Raw genomic sequence first — 17,203 nt, 5'->3', positions numbered from 1 at the left:
GGCTTAGGCTGCCGGACCGGGATGGCGGAAGGCATGGGCGGGATGGCGCGGCGAAAGCCGGGCGCGGCCGGGACCGAACAGCTTCTCGCGCAGGGTGCCGGGGCTGTAGTCGGTCTTGTAGACTCCGCGGTCCTGGAGTTCCGGCACCAGCAGGTCGACGATGTCGGTCAGGTTGGCCGGCTCCACCACGCGGGTCAGGTTGAAGCCATCGGCGCCGGCCTCGACCCAGGTCAGCAGCTCGTCGGCCACCTGCGACGGCGTGCCGACGACGAAGGGACCGCGCCCGCCGACCTCGCCGAAATCGGCGAGGTCGCGCACCCGCCAGACGCGGTCCGGGCTGCGCAGGGTCATCGCCTCGATCTTCGACTGCATGCCGTTGCTCTTGACGTAGCGCACCGGATCGTCGGGGCCGTATTGCGAGAAATCGATGCCGGTCCAGCCCGACAGCAGGGCGAGCGCGCCGCGGGTGTCGATGTGGCTGCGGTACTCCTCGTACTTGTCGCGCGCCTCCGCCTCGGTCGGGGCGACGGACACGGTGGCGCCGACGAAGACCAGCAGATCCTCCGGGTGCCGGCCATAGGTGGCGGCGCGGCGGCGGATGTCGGCAGCGGCCTCCGCCACCGCGGCCCTGCCCTGGTTCATGAACACGCATTCGGCGTGGCGGGCCGCGAATTCGCGCCCGCGGCCCGAGGTGCCGGCCTGATAGAGCAGGGGGGTGCGCTGCGGCGAGGGTTCGCTGAGATGGATGGCGTCGAGGTCGAAGAAGGTGCCGCGATGGGTGATCCGGTGGACCTTCTCCGGCCTGACGAAGACCCGGCCGGCCTTGTCGCGGACCGCGGCATCGTCCTCCCAGCTCCCCTCCCACAGCCGGTAGGCCAGCTCCAGGAACTCGTCGGCGCGGTCGTAGCGCTGGTCGTGCTCGCGCACCCCGCCGTCGCCGATGGCGCGGGCGGCGCTTTCCAGATAGCCGGTGACGATGTTCCAGCCGACCCGCCCCTTGGTCAGGTGGTCGAGCGTGGAGAAGCGGCGGGCGAGGTAATAGGGCTGCTCGTAGCCGACCGAGGCGGTGACGCCGAAGCCGAGATCGCGGGTCGCCGCCGCCATGGCGGAGATCAGGACCGACGGGTCGTTGCTCGGGATCTGGGCGCCGGCCGCCAGCGCCGCGTCCGGCGTGCCGGCATAGACGTCGTACACGCCGGAGACGTCGGCCAGGAAGATGCCGTCGAGCTTGCCGCGCTCGGCAATGCGTGCCAGTTCGATCCAGAAATCGAGATCGGTGTAGTCGGCGCAGCGGTCCTTCGGATGGGTCCACAGGCCGGCCCAGGAATGGCCGGGCGCGTTCATGTGGAAGGCGTTGAGACGGATTTCCTTATGGCGCGTCCGGCCGGTCATGCCGCGTCCTCCGCCGGCAGGTGCCGGAAAGCCGCCGCCGGATGCGGGGCGCTCAGCCGGGCTCGCCCGGGGCCGTAGAGCTTCTCGCGCAGCGTGCCGGGGGCGTAGTCGCGCTTGCAGGCGCCGCGGCGTTGCAATTCCGGCACCACCAGATCGACGAAATCGACGTAGCTGTCCGGCGCCACCGCATAGGCGAGGTTGAAGCCGTCGGCGCCGACCTCCTCGACCCACGACTGCAACTCGTCCGCCACCTGGGTGGGCGAGCCGACGATCACCGGCCCCTGCCCGCCGATGCCGGCATGGAGGGCGATCTCGCGCAGGGTCCAGGAGCGGTCGGGATCGGCGGTGGTGAAGGCCTCGATGGTGGAGACCACGCCGTTGTCGCGGTTCTCGAAGCGCAGGATCTCGTCGGGATCGCGCCCGGCGAGATCGATTCCGGTCCAGCCGGAGAAGAGCACGAGGGCGCCTTCGTGGCTGATGTAGCTCTGGTAATCCGCCAGCTTGGCCTTCGCCTCCCGTTCGGTCTCGCCGGTGATGACGGTGACGAGCGGGAAGAACAGAAGCTCGGCCGGGTCGCGGCCATTCTCGGCGGCGCGGCGGCGCACGTCGCGGACGACGGCGCCGGCCACCGTCTTGCTGGGGGCGGCCAGGAAGATGCCTTCGGCGTGCCGGGCGGCGAACTGGCGGCCGCGCTGCGACCCGCCGGCCTGGAAGAGCAGGGGCGTGCGCTGCGGCGACGGCTCGGTCAGGTGGATGGCGTCGAGGCGGTAATGCTCCCCGTCGTGACGGACGCGGTGCACCTTGGCGGGATCGGCGAAGATGCCGGCCTCGCGGTCCCAGAGGACCGCGTCGTCCTCCCAGCTGCCTTCCCACAGCTTGTACACCACCTCCATGAACTCGTCGGCGATGTCGTAGCGCCGGTCGTGGGCGACGATGCCGCGTCCCAGCCCCTTGGCGCCGGCCGCCGACTTGCCGGTGACGATGTTCCAGGCCAGCCGTCCGCGGGTGAGCTGGTCGAGGGTGGACAGCCGGCGGGCGAACAGATAGGGCTGCTCGAAGGACAGGTTGCCGGTGACGGCGAAGCCGAGGTCGCGGGTGGCGTGCGCCATCGCCGGGATCAGCAGGATCGGGTCGTTGGTCGGCACCTGCGAGCCGTGGCGCAGCGCCGCCTCGATCCCGCCGCCATAGACGTCGTTCACCCCGATGCCGTCGGCGAGGAAGACGGTGTCGAACCGGCCGCGCTCCAGCGTGCGCGCCAGTTCGACCCAATAGCCGAGATCCTGGTAGGAGGTGGAGCGGTCGCGCGGGTGCCGCCACAATCCCGGCGACTGGTGGACCGGCCGGTTGACGACGAAGGCGTTGAAGCGGATTTCCTTGGCCATGCTTTCCTCTCAGGCCGACAGCCAGGCGTCGGCGAGCGAGGCCAGCGCCGCATCGGGGGTCTGTGCCAGACCCCGGAGTTTCCGGCTGTGGATGGTGACGTGCCGCATTTCGGACAGCGGCAGGATCGGCAGATCGGTCATGGCGATCGCCTGCAACTCGCCGAACAGCGCCTTGCGTTTTCCGGCGTCCGGCTCGACCTGGAGGGCCTTGATGACGCGGTCGGCCTCCGGGTTGGCGTAGCCGGTGTTGTTGGAGGTCGGAACGCCCCGGACATGGTTGGTCGACAGCAGAAGCCGCGGCAATCCCATCTCGGGATCCATCATCACGGCCACGGTGTTGCTGTCGATGTCGTAGGCGTAGTCGGTGTAGACCCGCCTGGTCCAGCTCGGATAGTCCTGGCCGCGCAGCACGAAGTCGATGCCGACCTTCTTCAGGTTGTTGCGGATGTATTCGCCGGCGTCCCGATAGGTCTCGCCGAAGGGCAGATAGTCGTGGGTGACGGTGAAGCGGATTCCGTTGGCACCCCGTGGCAGGCCGGCCTCGTCCAGCAGCGCTTCCGCCCGGGCGGGATCGTGGTCGTGGCGGGGAACGTCGGGGTTGTGGAAGCGGGTGAGCTGCGACGGCACGGGGCTGACCGCCGGCTTGCCGAAGCCGTACCAGACCGTGTCGATCAGCCCCTGGCGGTCGATGGCATGGGCGATGGCGCGCCGCACCCGCAGGTCGGCCAGATGCGGGTTCGCCAGGTTGAAGTCGAGCAGGAAGACGTGGGACTGGAAGGCGTAGCCGCCGGTGCTGACCGCCAGCGCCGGGTCGCCGCGGAGCCGGGCGACATCGGCGAGCGGGACCGCGGTGAAGGGGGCATAGTGGATCTCGCCGGTCTCCAGGGCCACCGCCCGCGATGAGGCATCGGGAATGATCCGGAAGACGATGCGGTCGAGATTGGGCCTGCCCTCGTCCCAATAGCCGGGGTTGCGCTCCAGCACGATGTGCTGGCCCTTCTTCCACTCCTTGAAGCGGAAGGGGCCGGTGCCGACCGGCGCGTTGTTCCTCGGATTCTTCAGGATGTCGGTGTTCTCGTACAGGTGCTTCGGCATCACCTGCGATTCCGCCGCGTTCAGAGCGCTCAGGATCACCGGGGCCGGTGCCGAGAGGCGGAAGATCGCGGTGTGCGGTTCGGGCGTCTCGACGTCGAGCAGGGCGGCGAAGGTCACCCGGCCGCGGGCATGCAGCGTCTTCCACAGCTCCAGCGCGCTGAACCGCACGTCGGCAGCGGTGAAGTCCGCGCCATCATGCCATTTCACCCCTTTGCGCAGCCGGAAGACGATGCTGCGGCCGCCGTCCGACACCTCCCAGGATTCGGCCAGCGCCGGCTGCGGCAGCATCTCCTCGTCGTAGCGGAGCAGCCCGTCATAGACGTTCGCACTGACCGAGGCGTTGGCGTAGTTGTTGTTGACCGCGCTGGCGAGCGCGGTCGGTTCCGGCTGGATGACCGCCACCAGGGTGCCGCCGCGCACCGGCTGTCCGGCGGCGGGAACCGGTGCCGCGGACGCCAATCCTCCCGGCAGTCCCAGCGCGGCGAGCGCGGCGAAGGCCCCCTGCGAGAAGCGGCGGCGCGAGACCGCCGGAAGCGGCGGTCGTGAGGGATTCTTGAGCAACGCGGCCTCCCTCGGCCGGCATCGGCCGGCCTCTGTCCTGATGGCGTGAGAGCGATATTGCGGCTGGCGCCCGGCCGGGCCCACCGTTGGGCCCGCCGTTGTCCGCTTGGTCCGGATCCGCCCGGCGAGGGGGGCTGGAGGGTGTCCAGGGGTTCCCGCCCGTCTGGTTTCTACCCTTACTCATTTTTGTCTATAAGATCAATAGACAAAAATATCCCCGTATGTGATTTTATGTATAACAACGATGGACATGCGTGAAACATGTCCGGATTTCCAGGCTTTCCCGTGGGACCGGGCGGTCCTCGGTACAGCCCGGCCGCTCAGGCCGAACGGCCCGTTCCACCCGTCCTGTCTTCCTTCTTCCGTTCCAGCGCCATGCGCCATCCAGCGAGAGCCGCCATGAGCCCCCCGAGACAGCTGCACCTGAATCTGAACTTCATGAATGCCGGTTCCTACAGCTCCGCCTGGCGACGGCCGGAGAGCGGGGCAGCGGACTTCATCGACCCCGCCTTCTTCGTTCGCCAGGCCCAACTCGCCGAGCGGGGCACTTTCGACGCCGTCTTCCTCGCCGACAATCCGGCGCTGCCCGACCGGCCGGACCTGCGGCCCTACCAGGCCCTGGAGCCGACCATCGTGCTGGCGGCGATGGCGGCGGCAACGACGCACATCGGGCTGATCGCCACCCTGTCGACCACCTACAACGAGCCCTACAACGTGGCGCGCCGCTTCGCGTCGCTCGACCATGTCAGCGGGGGCCGGTCGGGATGGAACATCGTCACCACCGCCGAAACCGGCACGGCGCGCAACTTCGGTCTCGACGAGGTGCTGTCCCATGACCGGCGCTATGCCCGCGCCGTCGAATTCGCCGATGTCGTGACCGCCCTCTGGGACAGCTGGGAGCCGGGCGCGCTGGTCGGCGACAAGGAAAGCGGACGCTTCATCGACGGCTCCCGCATCCATCCGATCGACCATCGGGGACGCCACTTTTCCGTAGAGGGGGCGCTCAACGTTCCGCCCTCGCCGCAGGGCCGGCCGGTCATCGTCCAGGCCGGGGGGTCGGGCGACGGCCAGGAGCTTGCCGCCCGCCATGCCGATCTCGTCTTCTCGGTCGCGCACAGCCTCGATGAGGCCAGAAGCTTCGCCGACGGCTTGCGGGCCCGGTTGCTGCGTGCCGGCCGCGCTCCGGCCGACGTGGTGATCTGCCCCGGTCTGGTCACCATACTGGGCAGCACGGAAGCTGAAGCGAAACGGCGCGAGCGGGAGCTGTGGGAGAGCGTGCCCATCGACTACGGGCTTGCACGGCTTGCCCGCACCCTCAACGTCGATCCCGGCCGGTTGAAGCTGGACGAGCCGCTCCCCGCCGACATCCCGTTCCCGGAGAATCACAGCCAGACCTTCTTCAAGGGAACTGTGACGCTCGCCCAACGGAACGGATTGACGGTGCGCGATCTCGTCAAGGCCCAGGGCGGCGGCGGCACCCAGCACCGTCTGGCCGTCGGCACGCCGGAGCAGGTCGCCGACGGGATCGAGGCATGGTTCCGTTCCGGCGCCGTCGACGGTTTCAACATCATGCCGGACGTCACCGCCTCCGGCCTGGAGATCTTCGTGGAGGAGGTCGTTCCGCTGCTGCGCAGGCGCGGGATCTTCCGCGAGGCCTACAGCGGTCGAACGCTGCGCGACCATCTGGGATTGCCGCCGCCGTCCGTCCGGCATCGCCGGCCGGCGGCTGCCACGGCCTGATGCCGGTCCCGCAAACCCAGACCTTTCACACCCGAGCCTTTCACACCCGAGCGTTTCACACTGCCCGATCCAGAAGGAATCGACCATGGTCCTCGTCCGTGGGCGCCCCGCCGCGCGCCCATTTGTCCGTCCGTTCGCCCTCGCCGCCCTGGCCTTCGGACTGGCGGCGCTCCCGCTCCAGGCCGGGGCACAGCAGAGCGCGGCGCCGGTGCGCGGCGGTACGCTGATCGCCACGATCGAGCCGCAACCGTCCGTCCTCACCACCGCCTTCAACAACCAGTATGCGAACGCCGCCTTGTCGACAAACGTGTATGACGGGCTGCTGAGCTATGCCGAGGATCTCACGGTCCGGCCGAGCCTCGCCGAAAGCTGGGAGGTCGCGCCCGACGGGCTGTCGATCACCTTCAGGCTCCGCCACGGCGTCAAATGGCACGACGGCGTCGAATTCACCTCGGGTGACGTGAAATTCAGTGCGCTGGAGGTGTGGAAGAAGACGCACCCGCGCGGGCGGCTGACCTTCGCCTCGCTGCAGGACGTCGAGACGCCGGACAGATACACCGCCGTCTTCCGCCTGTCCGCACCGTCGCTGGTGATCCTGAGCGCCTTGAATGCGGCGGAATCCCAGATCCTGCCGAAGCATGTCTTCGAGGGCGCGCCGATCCAGACCAACCCAGCCACATCCCGGCCGGTCGGCACCGGCCCCTTCCGCCTCAAGGACTGGAAGAAGGGCCAGTATGTCGAGCTGGAGCGCAATCCCGACTATTGGGACGAAGGCAAACCCTATCTCGACCGGGTCATCTTCAAGGCCATCCCCGACACCGCGAGCCGCGCCGCCGCACTGGAAACCGGGGAGGTGCAGTACGCACCCTACGACGCTGTGCCGTTCGGCGACGTCGCCAGGCTGCGCAAGGATCCGAACCTGCGGTTCGAGACGCGCGGCTACGATTACCATTCCCAGTTCTACATCCTGGAATTCAACCTGCGGAACCCGATCCTGGCGAACGACAAGGTCCGCAAGGCGGTCGCCCATGCGGTCGACAGGGCGAAGCTGGTGGAGACCGTGTGGTACGGGCTGGGCCGGCCGTCGACCGGGCCGATTCCGGCCAGCGTCAAGACATTCTACACGCCCGACGTCCAGCGCTATGACTTCGACGTCGCGGCGGCGAACCGGCAGCTCGACGAGGGCGGCTATCCGCGCAAGGCCGACGGCATCCGCTTCGCGCTCAACCTCGACTTCACCGCGGTCGGCGACGTGACCTCCCATTCGGCCGAGTTCATCCGGCAGAACCTGAAGGCCGTCGGCATCGACGCGAAGCTGAACAGCACGGACGATCCGACCTACCTGCGCAAGGTCTACAAGGACTACAGCTTCGATCTGAACCTGTTGCAGATTTCGCCGTTGATCGATCCGCAGATGGGGCTGTTCCGGCTTTACTGGACCAAGGCCCAGGCGCCGGGCGTCCCCTACGTCAACGCGTCCGGCTATTCCAACCCGGCGATGGACGGCATCATCGAGGCGATCCGCGTCGAGAGCGATGCGGACAAGCGGAAGCTGCTGTTCCACGACCTCCAGCGTCAGGCGATGACCGACCTGCCGCTGGTGCCGTTGTTCGACATGCAGCACTTCACCTTCTACAACCGCAAGGTCCACGGCATCAACACAACCCCGGACGGCGCGATCTCGTCGTTGAAGAACGTGTGGATCGAGCGATGAGCGGCCCTCCCGTGCGTGACCGCGCCGCGCTGGTCGAACTGTCGGCCGAGTTCGGCCGGCGCTTCGCCACGGGCGCCGCTGCCCGCGACCTCGAACGCCGGATGCCGTTCGAGGAAATCTCCGAGCTTGCGCGCAGCGGCCTGCTGGCGGCCCGCGTGCCGGCCGCCTATGGCGGACCGGAGGTGAGCATGGGCGAGTTCGCCCGGATCGTCCTCAACCTGTCGAAGGGCGATCCGAACATCGCGCAGTCCGCCGCCGCGACCTTTCCCAACGTCGAGAAGATCCGCATCTACGGCAGCGATGCGCAGAAGCGGCGCTATTTCGGCCTGCTGCTGGACGGCCGCCGGCTGAACGGCAACGCGGCGGCGGAGCGTGGCGGCAGCCGCATCGGCGACATGGCGACGCGGATCGTCTCCGACGGTGGCGGTTACCGGCTCGACGGACGCAAATACTACACGACCGGCAGCCTGTTCGCCGAATTCACCCTGGTCACCGCCCTGCTGGAGGGCGGTCGGGCGGCGGCGGTGGTTCCGCTCGACCGCGCGGGCGTCACCGTCATCGACGACTGGGACGGGATGGGGCAGCGCACGACGGCGAGCGGCACCATGATCTTCGAGAATGTCCGGCTGGACGAGGGCGAGGTCATGCCGATCCCCGATTATGGCCGCCGCCGCACCTACGAAGGCGCCTTCGCCCAACTCCTGCATTCGGCGCTCGACACCGGGATCGCGCTGGCGGCGCTCGACGATGCCGTCGCCTATGGGCGGACCCACGCCCGTCCGTTGCCCGAGGCCGGGGTCGGGCGCGCGGTCGAGGATCCTTACGTCCAGTACACCGTCGGCGAGATGGCGGTCCTGGCCCATGGCGCCGAGGCGCTGGTCGGGCGCGCCGCGGCGGTTCTGGACGAGGCGGTGCGCCTGTTCCATCGCGACGGCGCCGCCGACCGGCCGCTCGGCGAGGCCTCGGTCGCCGTCGCCGAGGCGAAGTTCGCCGCCAGCGAGGCGTCGGTGAGGGTGAGCGAGATGCTCTACCGGATCGGCGGGGCGTCCGCCACCTCGCGGGCGCTCAACCTCGACCGCCATTGGCGCAACGCGCGCACCCACACCACCCACGATCCGGTGGCCTACAAGGCCAAGGCAATCGGCAACTTCTATCTCACCGGCGCGCTGCCCCCGATCAACACCAAGATCTGACCGGCGCCGGGATGACAGAGTGGAGACGACAATGACCGTTATCGACAGGACCGGCTCGCGCCACGACGAGCCCGCGATTGATAAGGCAGAGGTCCCCGGACCCGGCTCGCCCGCATTGCGCCAACTGGTCGAGGCCATTGCCGCGGGGGCCGAGGCCCGCGATCGCGGCGAGGCGAGGGCCGGCGAGGCGATCGATCTGCTGCGCGCGGCCCGTCTCGGCGCCTTCCGTCTGCCACGGCGGGACGGTGGCGGCGGGGCAACGCTGACCGAGCTGTTCGAACTGGTGCTCGACCTTGCCGAGGCCGATTCCAACATCCCCCACATCCTGCGCAACCATTTCGCCTTCGTGGAGAAGGCGCTGCGCACCGCGGACAATCCGAAATACGCGCGCTGGCTCGACCATGTGCGCGCCGGCCGCATCATCGGCCTCGGCGTCAGCGAGCTCGGCATCCAGGCCATCGGCCTGAACGACGGCGACACCCGCCTGGAGCCGTCCGCGACCGGTTACGTGCTGGACGGGCGGAAATACTACAGCACCGGCAACTTCTATTCCGACTTCATCCTCGTGAATGCGCGGACGCCGGACGGCAGGACGGCGTCGGCCTTCGTGCCGACCCGCGGTGAAGGGGTGACCGTCGACGACGACTGGGACGGCATCGGCCAGCGGCTGACGGCCAGCGGCACGACGGTCCTGTCACGGGTGCCGGTGGCTCGGGACGACGTGCTGTTCGGTGCCGACGAGGATGTGCGGCTGCCGTTCCGGGCAACCTTCGCGCAGCTCTACCTGACCGCCATCGTCGCCGGTATCCTGCGTGCCGTGGTGGCGGATGCCGCGGCCCTGGTGGCGGGGCGCGAGCGCAACTACTACCACGCCGTCGCCGCCCGTCCGGCCGAGGATCCGCTGTTGCAGCAGGTCGTCGGCCGGCTGTCGAGCGCCGCCTATGTCGCCGAGGCCGCGGTGCTGCGGGCGGTCGATGCGTTGGATGCCGCGTTCCGCTCCGCCGTCTCCGGTCCTCCCGATCATACGCTTTTCGTCGAAGCGGCACTGCGCACTGCGAAGTCGAAGGTGATGGTGGATGAACTGGCGCTCGACGCGGCGACCCGCCTGTTCGAGGTCGGCGGCGCTTCCGCCATCCGGGCCGGCAACCGGCTGGATCGCCACTGGCGGAACATCCGCACCCTCTCGTCACACAATCCGAACGCCTACAAGGCGCGGGCAATCGGCGATCATGCGGTCAACGGGACCCCGCTGCCGGCCGCGGCCTTCTTCTGAATAGACCTCTCGTGGGAACCGGCCTGCCCGAGCACCCGCCCTTCCGGCCATCTCCGGCTGCCGGCGCAGGCATCGGTTTCCTATCGGGCAAGACCGACGTCAATTTGGAAGCCGTGATTTTGCAGGATATATATATTTATTTCTCATAATTTCCGGCTTTTTCTTTGCAATCTCATGACTATGGCGACGGCTATCCACTGATTCAGTTCGCTATGCACAAGGCATCAATTGACACTGATGCATTTTTTACCCGCTATATGAAGAACGTTGGCGCCAAGTAAAGAACGAGACGCGCTAATAAGAATTGTTCTCAATAAAGCGTCGAAAAGTGTCCACAAATTTTATAAGCGAACCCGCGTTTTGACCGTCTTCCCCTTGTCCGGATTGAGCGTTCTCATCATTGAGGACGAGCCTTTGATTGCGTTGAGTCTGGAAGATGTCCTGACCGACAACGGTGCAGTCTGCATCGGCCCCATCGGATCGATCGGCAGTGCGTTGGAAACGATTGCAAAGCACCACGCCGACATTGCGCTGGTCGACATCAACCTGCGTGGCGAGCGGATCGATCCGGTGGCCGACCGCCTGTCCGCCATGGGGATCCCATTCCTCTTCACCACCGGCTACGGCGAAGAAGCGCGTCCCAAGGCGCATCGTCATCGTCCGGTGATCGCCAAGCCCTACAGCGATGCCGAGGTCATCGACGCTCTGCTGCGACATCGTCCGCAGACGTGTTGGTGATCCCGATGAGCCTTATGCGCCATGTCCTGATCGCCGAGGACGAGACTTTGGTTGCCCTGGCCATGGCCTTCGTCCTGGAGTCCGAGGGATACCGGGTCACGGTCGCCTGCAACGGTGCGGAAGCGGTCGAGGCCGATGTCGACGATCCGGCCGACATCCTGATCACCGACATGCGCATGCCGGTGATGGATGGCGCGGCGCTGATCCGAACCATCCGGGAGCGGCGTCCGGAACTGCCGATCATCGTGGTGAGCGGGTTCAGCGAGCATCTTCCACGGCCGGAACCGGGGCGGCTGGTGGTCATGCGTAAACCCTACGACGTGACCGCGATGGCGCCGGCGATCACCGCGCTGTTGTCCGCTGAAGCCGGCTCCGCTTCCTGATGCCGGCTCCATGGAGGCACGCAGCAGGCCGTCTGCCGCCGGGAGTCCGCCCTTTCGGCGTAGGCATCGCATCCATCCGGCGTGTTTGCGGATATTCTGTATGCGTGAATTGACCGGTATTGCCGCCGGGTCTGTTATGGAGGACCGGCGACACGCTGGGGAACCGGGCACAGAGCGGGCGATCCGAACCATGAATTACACTTTATTTCGCTCGGCTCGCGGAAATATGGCAGTTCCAGCCGAACTGGCAGGACGGGAGGCGGCTCAGGCCGAACCGTCCTTTGCCGGCCTCACAGTCCTGATCGTCGAGGATGAGATCCTGATCGCGATGGACCTGGAGGATCTGCTCACCGACCACGGTGCGACCTGCCTCGATCCGGTCGGCTCGATCGGAAAGGCGTTGACGATGATTGCCGGACACCATGTCGACATGGCGTTTCTGGACGTCAACCTGCGTGGCGAGCTGATCGATCCGGTGGCGGACCGTCTGGCGGCGGCCGGCACGCCCTTCCTCTTCACCACCAGTTACGGTGTGGACGCGCTTCCCCCGGCACACCGCCACCGTCCGATGATCGCCAAGCCCTATGGCGAGTCGGCGATCATCCGGGCCTTTGCCGAGCATTGCCCGAACTGACACGCCGCTTCGACGGTCATCGCCGGCCGGACAGACTCTAGAACCGGAAATCCAATGATGAACCGCAAGCCTATCCTGCTGGTGGAGGGCGATGCCAGAGACCGCGACCTGTTTCTGGAGGCCTGCCGCGAGGCGGGGCTTGGCCAGAGCCCGGTGGTGGCCCGGGATGGGGAGGAGGCGCTCCGGCTGCTGTCTCCGCCGCTGGCGTCGGCCGCACCGTTGCATCCCGCCGTCGTCGTATTTGCCCTGCCGGCGCTTGGTGGGATGGAGGGGTTGCGCCGGTTCAAGGCGGCGGCTCCGGATACCCGGCCGATCCCGATGGTGGTGTTCTCGGCGGCGCGGAACCGGGAGGATGTCGGTCCGTGCTACGCGGCCGGGGCCAATGCCTATGTCGTGAAGCCGGAGGCGTTTTCCGAGCTGGTGCAAACCGTGCGGACAATCGACCGGTTCTGGTGCGGATTGAACCGGCTTCCGTCCCGTCAGAAGCTTGCCTCCGTCCCGGTGCGGCGCTCCGACGTCGGCGGAGCGGGGAACCGTCCGGCGGCCGCCGTGAGCGGTCCATGACGGGAACGGAGTTCTGATCATGGTGCTTTCAGTCATGGTTTCCCGGCTCCGCACCCCAGCGACTATTGTGCCGTCACCTCCTGCCGCGCGACGACGAAGGGTGAGAGCATGTCGGCGGTGAGATCGATGCCGAAGCCCGGCCCGTCCGGCACCGTGACGGTCCCGTCGCCGTTGACGGTGGGACGGCCGCAGAGGTCCAGCAGCGGGTTGGGGCCGGCATCGAATTCAAGGAACGGATAGCCTCCGGCCGCGCCGCCGCTGCGCTGCGCGGGCAGGGTCGCGGTCAGATGCAGGGCCGCCTGGAAATTCACGATGCCGCCCCAGACATGGGGAACGACCGGCCGGTCGTACAGCTCCGCCAGAACCGCCACCCGTCCGACGCCGGTCAGCCCGCCGCAGACGGCGATGTCCGGTTGCAGCACATCCATGCAGCCGGCCTCCAGGAAGGGGCGGAAGGCGCGGGCGTCGGTGAAGGTCTCTCCGCCGGCCAGCGCCGGGGTCATCAGGCCGGACAGCATGCGGTATCCTTGCAGGTCGCCCGGAACTGTGGGCTCCTCCACCCAGAGCAGGCCGGCCTCCCGCATGGCCGATACGGCGGCCAGTGCCGCCCGCGGCGCGTAGGACTGGTTGAAATCCAGCATCAGCGTGCCGTCCGGCCCCATCATCTGCCGGACGGTGTTGACGATGGCCGCATCGTCCGCAGGGGCGAAGCCGCTGCGCAGCTTGATCGCCTTGAAGCCCGCCCGGAGATAGCCCTCCACCTCGCGTTCGAACTCTCGGTAGGGATGGCCGCCGGGCTTGAAGAAGGGGCCGCTGGCATAGGCGGCGACCCGGTGGCGCAGGGCGCCGCCCAGCAGCGTGCTGACCGGGATGCCGCGCTGGCGCGCCGCAAGATCGTGCAGCGCCATGTCGATGGCGGCGACGGCCCCCATCGCTCCGCCGGCGGCCTCGCGCATCTCCTGCCAGAGCCGGCCGATCTGCTGGGGATCCTGCCCGAGCAGGCGCGGCGCCAGACGCGCGGCGATGGTGGCGCGGTCGGCGGCAGGGGTGTGCCAGGCCTCGCCCCAGCCCGAACGGCCTTGGCGGTCCACGATCTCGACGAACAGGCTCTCGCGGCGGTCGAAGGACACCAGCGCGTTGCCGATGACCTCGGGCAGCGGGGCGACCAGATGATGAAGGCGGACTGCGGCGATGCTCATGCCTTGCTTTCCTGTGCAGTGTCCTGGGCGGAACGCGATGCGGGCACGACGCCGCCGCGCATCATGTCGCGCATGAGATGGCCGAGCAGCAGGATCGCGCAGGCCGTCAGCGCCATCGCGCCGGCGAGGACCAGCTGCGCGCCGGCAAAGCCGCCGGTGGCGTCCCGCACCCAGCCGATGATGGTGGGGCCGAAGAAGCCGCCGGTGCTGCCGACCGAGTTGATCAGCGCGATGCCGGCTGCAGCGGCGGTGCCGGTCAAGAGGGTGGTCGGGAAGATCCAGATGTTGGGCGAGGCGCCGCCGATGCCGGCCGCCCCGATGGTCAGCCCGACCAGCCCGATCAGCGGATCGCTGCTGAGCGCGGCGAGGACGAAGCCGGCGGCGCTGACGAGGAACGGCCCGGCCGCGTGCCAGACCCGCTCGCCGGTGCGGTCGGCGTGGCGCCCGACCAGCAGCATGGCCAGCGCCATGAAGGCGGAGGGGATGGCGGCGACGAAGCCGGTCTGCACGGTGCTGAGGCCGAAGGCCTTGACGAACTGCGGCATCCAGATGGCGATGCCGGTGGTGCCCATGACGAGCCCGACCGCGATCAGGCACATCAGCAGGACGCGCGGATCGCGGACGGCGCGGCCGACGGTGAAGCGTTCCGTCTTCTCCTGGGCCGCGCGCTCGGCCTCCAGCCGGGCGGACAGCCAGCGGCGCTCGTCCTCGGCCAGGAACCCGGCCTTCTCGGGCGAGGACGGCAGGAAGAGGGCGACGACGACCCCCATGACGATGGCGGGCATGGCCTCCAGAATGAACATCCACTGCCAGCCGGCCAGTCCGTTCCAACCGTTCAGATGCTCGATGATCAGGCCGGAGGCCGGCGCGCCGATGACCGACGACAGCGGAACGGCGATGTTGAAGGTTCCGAACATGCGGGCGCGGTATTCCCGCGGGAACCACAGGGTCATGTAGAAGATCATGCCGGGAAAGAAGCCGGCCTCGGCGGCGCCCAGCAGGATGCGCACCAGATAGAAGCTGCCGGGGCTCCAGACCAGCGCGGTCGCCGCCGAGAGCAGCCCCCAGGTGATCAGGATGCGGGCGATCCACAGCCGCGCGCCGTAGCGCACCAGCAGCAGGTTGCTTGGAACCTCGCACAGCACATAGCCGAGGAAGAAGATGCCGGCGCCGAAGCCGAAGGCGGACGCCGAGAAGCCCAGATCCTGGTTCATGGTCAACGCGGCGAAGCCGATGTTCACCCGGTCGAGAAAGGCCGCGAAATAGCAGACCATCAAAATCGGCAGGATTCGCCATCCCACCTTGGCGATGACGTCGGATCGCTCTTTCATCCTGGTTTCCTCCGAATTGCGCGGACTTCGCCACGCTTTGCGCCACGTTTTGCTTTGATGGCCGACAGTGTCCGTTCATTGACATTGATAATCAAATAGGATGTTCTTAACATCTGATATTGGGAAAACTGATATTAGAAGCCGGCCATGCGGATCACCGTCGCCCAGTTGGAGGCTTTCTTCTGGACCGCGCAGCTGGGCTCGGCGCAGCGGGCGGCCGAGCATCTCAATCTGGCGCAGCCCACCCTGTCGCTGCGCCTGAAGGATCTGCGGGACGCGCTGGGAAGCGACGTGTTCGAACGGACGGGGCGCGGCCTGCGGCTGACGCCGGAAGGGCGCCTGCTGCTGCCGCGGGTCTCCGCGATCATGACCGAGCTGCGGGCCATCGGCGGACAGGACGAATCCCGCACCGTCGCCGGCCGCGTCCGGGTCGGGCTGGCCGAGGGCTTCGCCGTCACCTGCCTCTCGCCGCTGCTGGCCGGGCTTCAGGAGGATCATCCGGCGTTGCAGCCGGACTGGGTGGTGTCGACCAGCACCACGCTGGAGAGCGCGCTCCTGCGCGATGCGCTGGACGTGGCGGTCCTGCTCAACCCGATCGGCGACGAGCAGCTCCACCTCCAGCCGCTCGGCGCCCAGCCGACGAGCTGGGTCGTTCCGAAATCCTGGGGACAGACCGGTCCGCTGACGCCGCGGGATCTGTGGTCGCAGCCGGTCTTCTCCAACCCGCCGCCATCGGCCATGCACCGGCAGATCAGCGGCTGGTTCGCGACCGCGGGCCTCTTTCCCAGCCGTCTCAGCACCTGCACCAGCGTCGCGGTGATCGCGGAGCTGGTGGCCGGCGGGGTCGGTGCCGGGCTGCTTCCCATCCCGATGGCGCAGCGGTTCCTTGCGCTGGGCCAGGTCGGGCTGGTGGCGTCCGATCCCCCGGTGGAGAACGGGCGGCTTTTCATCTGCTATCGGACCGGCGTCAACGATCCCAAGGTGGCGGCGGTCGCGCGGTCCATCGCCCAGGTGATGCGGCGGATCGACTACGTCGACCTCTGACCGGCGACGGCTCCGCGTGACTATGCCGGCGCTAGACCAGCGTGCCGTCCGTCACCAGCGCCCCGACCGCGGCGGCGAGCGCTGCTTCCGTGGCATCGGAAAGGCGTCCGACCGGCGGGAGCGAGCGGCCGATCGGCAGGCCGATCAGGGCGAAGGCCCGCCGGACGGCCTCGGGGAACTGCTCGGCAAACAGGGCGTCCATCAGGGGATTGAGCCTGCCCTGGGCGGCCAGCGCGTCGGCGACCCGGCCGCTCTCGGCGAGCGTCTGAATCTTCGCCCAATAGCCGGGCAGCAGGGCGGCCGATGTCAGGATGCCGCCCTTGGCCCCGAGGATCACCTGCTGGACGAACAGGGTGTCCTGGCCGCTCAGCAGGCTGAACTCCTCGTCGAGCAGCTTCGACAGGCGGTCGAGATGGTAGAGATCGGTGTTCGATGCCTTCATGCCGACGATCAGCCGCTCCGCCGCCAGACGGGCGATGGTTTCCGGCGCGGTGACGATCTGGCTGCGGAAGGGGTTGTCGTAATAGAGGATCGGCAGGCCCAGTTCCGGGGCGAGCGCCCGGAAATAGCGCAGGATCCCCTCCTGGTCGGTGCGCGCGTAATAGGGCGGGATGACCATGAGGCCGTCGGCGCCCGCCTGCCGGCACATCCGTCCGATGTCGAGCGCGCCGCCGAAGCCGGGGGCGAGCACGCCGCCGATCACCGGCACGCGCCCGGCGGCGGCGGAGACGGTGACCTCCATGATGCGCCGGCCGGTGGCGAGGTCGAAGGAGGCCGCTTCGCCGGTGCCGCCGAGCGGGAGCAGCCCGGACGCGCCGCGCTCGATCTGGTAGGCGACGATCCGTTCGAGCCCGCTCTCGTCGAGCGATCCGTCGTCGTTCAGCGGCGTCGGGAAGGCGGGGATCAGCCCGCGGAACATCGGCAGCGGCAAGGGCAGGGTCTCCTTATGCGGATGTTGGC

General features: G+C 68.1%; 15 protein-coding genes. 9 read left to right on the top strand and 6 right to left on the bottom strand.

What is annotated here, in order from left to right:
- Positions 1 to 3: 3 nt before the first annotated feature.
- From CRT60_RS05640 to CRT60_RS05630, 3 genes are read right to left on the bottom strand one after another with little or no spacing between them, the layout of a single operon-like run.
- The gene (locus tag CRT60_RS05640; protein WP_098735448.1) at positions 4 to 1,392 is read right to left on the bottom strand and encodes an LLM class flavin-dependent oxidoreductase; all 1,389 of its coding nucleotides are present in this window, start codon (positions 1,390 to 1,392) and stop codon (positions 4 to 6) included.
- Positions 1,389 to 2,774, bottom strand: a complete 1,386-nt coding sequence (locus CRT60_RS05635; RefSeq protein WP_098735447.1) for an LLM class flavin-dependent oxidoreductase — start codon at positions 2,772 to 2,774, stop codon at positions 1,389 to 1,391. Before CRT60_RS05635 ends, CRT60_RS05640 begins: the two co-directional genes overlap by 4 nt.
- A gap of 9 nt (positions 2,775 to 2,783) precedes the next feature.
- On the bottom strand, positions 2,784 to 4,430 hold the full coding sequence (locus tag CRT60_RS05630; protein WP_244592290.1) for an ABC transporter substrate-binding protein: 1,647 nt from the start codon (positions 4,428 to 4,430) through the stop codon (positions 2,784 to 2,786).
- Between the two features lie 399 nt (positions 4,431 to 4,829).
- Between CRT60_RS05630 and CRT60_RS05625 the strand changes: the two genes are divergently transcribed.
- The 8 genes from CRT60_RS05625 to CRT60_RS05590 all read left to right on the top strand — a co-directional run bounded on the left by CRT60_RS05625 (position 4,830) and on the right by CRT60_RS05590 (position 12,669).
- Complete coding sequence (locus CRT60_RS05625; protein ID WP_098735446.1) at positions 4,830 to 6,170, top strand: LLM class flavin-dependent oxidoreductase; 1,341 nt, start codon at positions 4,830 to 4,832, stop codon at positions 6,168 to 6,170.
- 85 nt (positions 6,171 to 6,255) lie between these two features.
- A complete protein-coding gene (locus tag CRT60_RS05620; protein WP_098735445.1) occupies positions 6,256 to 7,884 on the top strand; it encodes an ABC transporter substrate-binding protein in 1,629 nt (542 codons plus the stop codon).
- Entirely contained in the window at positions 7,881 to 9,077 is a 1,197-nt protein-coding gene (locus tag CRT60_RS05615) for an acyl-CoA dehydrogenase family protein (protein WP_098735444.1), read from the top strand. Before CRT60_RS05620 ends, CRT60_RS05615 begins: the two co-directional genes overlap by 4 nt.
- Positions 9,078 to 9,108: 31 nt before the next feature.
- Positions 9,109 to 10,350, top strand: coding sequence for an acyl-CoA dehydrogenase family protein (locus CRT60_RS05610; RefSeq protein WP_098735443.1), 1,242 nt, complete (start codon positions 9,109 to 9,111; stop codon positions 10,348 to 10,350).
- A 360-nt stretch (positions 10,351 to 10,710) separates the two neighbouring features.
- Positions 10,711 to 11,088, top strand: a complete 378-nt coding sequence (locus CRT60_RS05605) for a response regulator (RefSeq protein WP_098735442.1) — start codon at positions 10,711 to 10,713, stop codon at positions 11,086 to 11,088.
- 5 nt (positions 11,089 to 11,093) lie between these two features.
- Positions 11,094 to 11,471, top strand: coding sequence for a response regulator (locus CRT60_RS05600; RefSeq protein ID WP_143273097.1), 378 nt, complete (start codon positions 11,094 to 11,096; stop codon positions 11,469 to 11,471).
- A gap of 100 nt (positions 11,472 to 11,571) precedes the next feature.
- The gene (locus tag CRT60_RS05595) at positions 11,572 to 12,105 is read left to right on the top strand and encodes a response regulator (RefSeq protein ID WP_244592289.1); all 534 of its coding nucleotides are present in this window, start codon (positions 11,572 to 11,574) and stop codon (positions 12,103 to 12,105) included.
- Between the two features lie 54 nt (positions 12,106 to 12,159).
- On the top strand, positions 12,160 to 12,669 hold the full coding sequence (locus CRT60_RS05590) for a response regulator (RefSeq protein ID WP_098735439.1): 510 nt from the start codon (positions 12,160 to 12,162) through the stop codon (positions 12,667 to 12,669).
- A gap of 62 nt (positions 12,670 to 12,731) precedes the next feature.
- On the opposite strand, the gene CRT60_RS05585 is transcribed toward CRT60_RS05590, so the two are convergent.
- Both CRT60_RS05585 and CRT60_RS05580 read right to left on the bottom strand, forming a co-directional pair.
- Positions 12,732 to 13,868, bottom strand: a complete 1,137-nt coding sequence (locus tag CRT60_RS05585) for a mandelate racemase/muconate lactonizing enzyme family protein (protein WP_098735438.1) — start codon at positions 13,866 to 13,868, stop codon at positions 12,732 to 12,734.
- Entirely contained in the window at positions 13,865 to 15,199 is a 1,335-nt protein-coding gene (locus CRT60_RS05580; RefSeq protein WP_098735437.1) for an MFS transporter, read from the bottom strand. The genes CRT60_RS05585 and CRT60_RS05580 overlap by 4 nt, the downstream gene beginning before the upstream one ends.
- Before the next feature lie 147 nt (positions 15,200 to 15,346).
- On the opposite strand from CRT60_RS05580, the gene CRT60_RS05575 reads away from it, so the two are divergent.
- A complete protein-coding gene (locus CRT60_RS05575) occupies positions 15,347 to 16,243 on the top strand; it encodes a LysR family transcriptional regulator (protein ID WP_098735436.1) in 897 nt (298 codons plus the stop codon).
- Positions 16,244 to 16,274: 31 nt separating this feature from the next.
- On the opposite strand, the gene CRT60_RS05570 is transcribed toward CRT60_RS05575, so the two are convergent.
- Positions 16,275 to 17,174, bottom strand: a complete 900-nt coding sequence (locus CRT60_RS05570) for a dihydrodipicolinate synthase family protein (RefSeq protein ID WP_098735435.1) — start codon at positions 17,172 to 17,174, stop codon at positions 16,275 to 16,277.
- Positions 17,175 to 17,203: the final 29 nt, after the last annotated feature.

The organism is Azospirillum palustre, assembly GCF_002573965.1.
Taxonomy (GTDB): domain Bacteria; phylum Pseudomonadota; class Alphaproteobacteria; order Azospirillales; family Azospirillaceae; genus Azospirillum; species Azospirillum palustre.
Note: the sequence above shows the minus strand (reverse complement) of the source record. Positions and strands in the feature narration are given on the sequence as shown.

Bases quoted from the DNA above. Each gene is read 5' to 3' on its own strand.
- CRT60_RS05640 (WP_098735448.1), bottom strand. From the start codon at position 1,392: ATGACCGGCCGGACGCGCCATAAGGAAATCCGTCTCAACGCCTTCCAC.
- CRT60_RS05635 (WP_098735447.1), bottom strand. From the start codon at position 2,774: ATGGCCAAGGAAATCCGCTTCAACGCCTTCGTCGTCAACCGGCCGGTC.
- CRT60_RS05625 (WP_098735446.1), top strand. From the start codon at position 4,830: ATGAGCCCCCCGAGACAGCTGCACCTGAATCTGAACTTCATGAATGCC.
- CRT60_RS05620 (WP_098735445.1), top strand. From the start codon at position 6,256: ATGGTCCTCGTCCGTGGGCGCCCCGCCGCGCGCCCATTTGTCCGTCCG.
- CRT60_RS05615 (WP_098735444.1), top strand. From the start codon at position 7,881: ATGAGCGGCCCTCCCGTGCGTGACCGCGCCGCGCTGGTCGAACTGTCG.
- CRT60_RS05610 (WP_098735443.1), top strand. From the start codon at position 9,109: ATGACCGTTATCGACAGGACCGGCTCGCGCCACGACGAGCCCGCGATT.
- CRT60_RS05600 (WP_143273097.1), top strand. From the start codon at position 11,094: ATGAGCCTTATGCGCCATGTCCTGATCGCCGAGGACGAGACTTTGGTT.
- CRT60_RS05595 (WP_244592289.1), top strand. From the start codon at position 11,572: ATGCGTGAATTGACCGGTATTGCCGCCGGGTCTGTTATGGAGGACCGG.
- CRT60_RS05590 (WP_098735439.1), top strand. From the start codon at position 12,160: ATGATGAACCGCAAGCCTATCCTGCTGGTGGAGGGCGATGCCAGAGAC.
- CRT60_RS05585 (WP_098735438.1), bottom strand. From the start codon at position 13,868: ATGAGCATCGCCGCAGTCCGCCTTCATCATCTGGTCGCCCCGCTGCCC.
- CRT60_RS05580 (WP_098735437.1), bottom strand. From the start codon at position 15,199: ATGAAAGAGCGATCCGACGTCATCGCCAAGGTGGGATGGCGAATCCTG.
- CRT60_RS05575 (WP_098735436.1), top strand. From the start codon at position 15,347: ATGCGGATCACCGTCGCCCAGTTGGAGGCTTTCTTCTGGACCGCGCAG.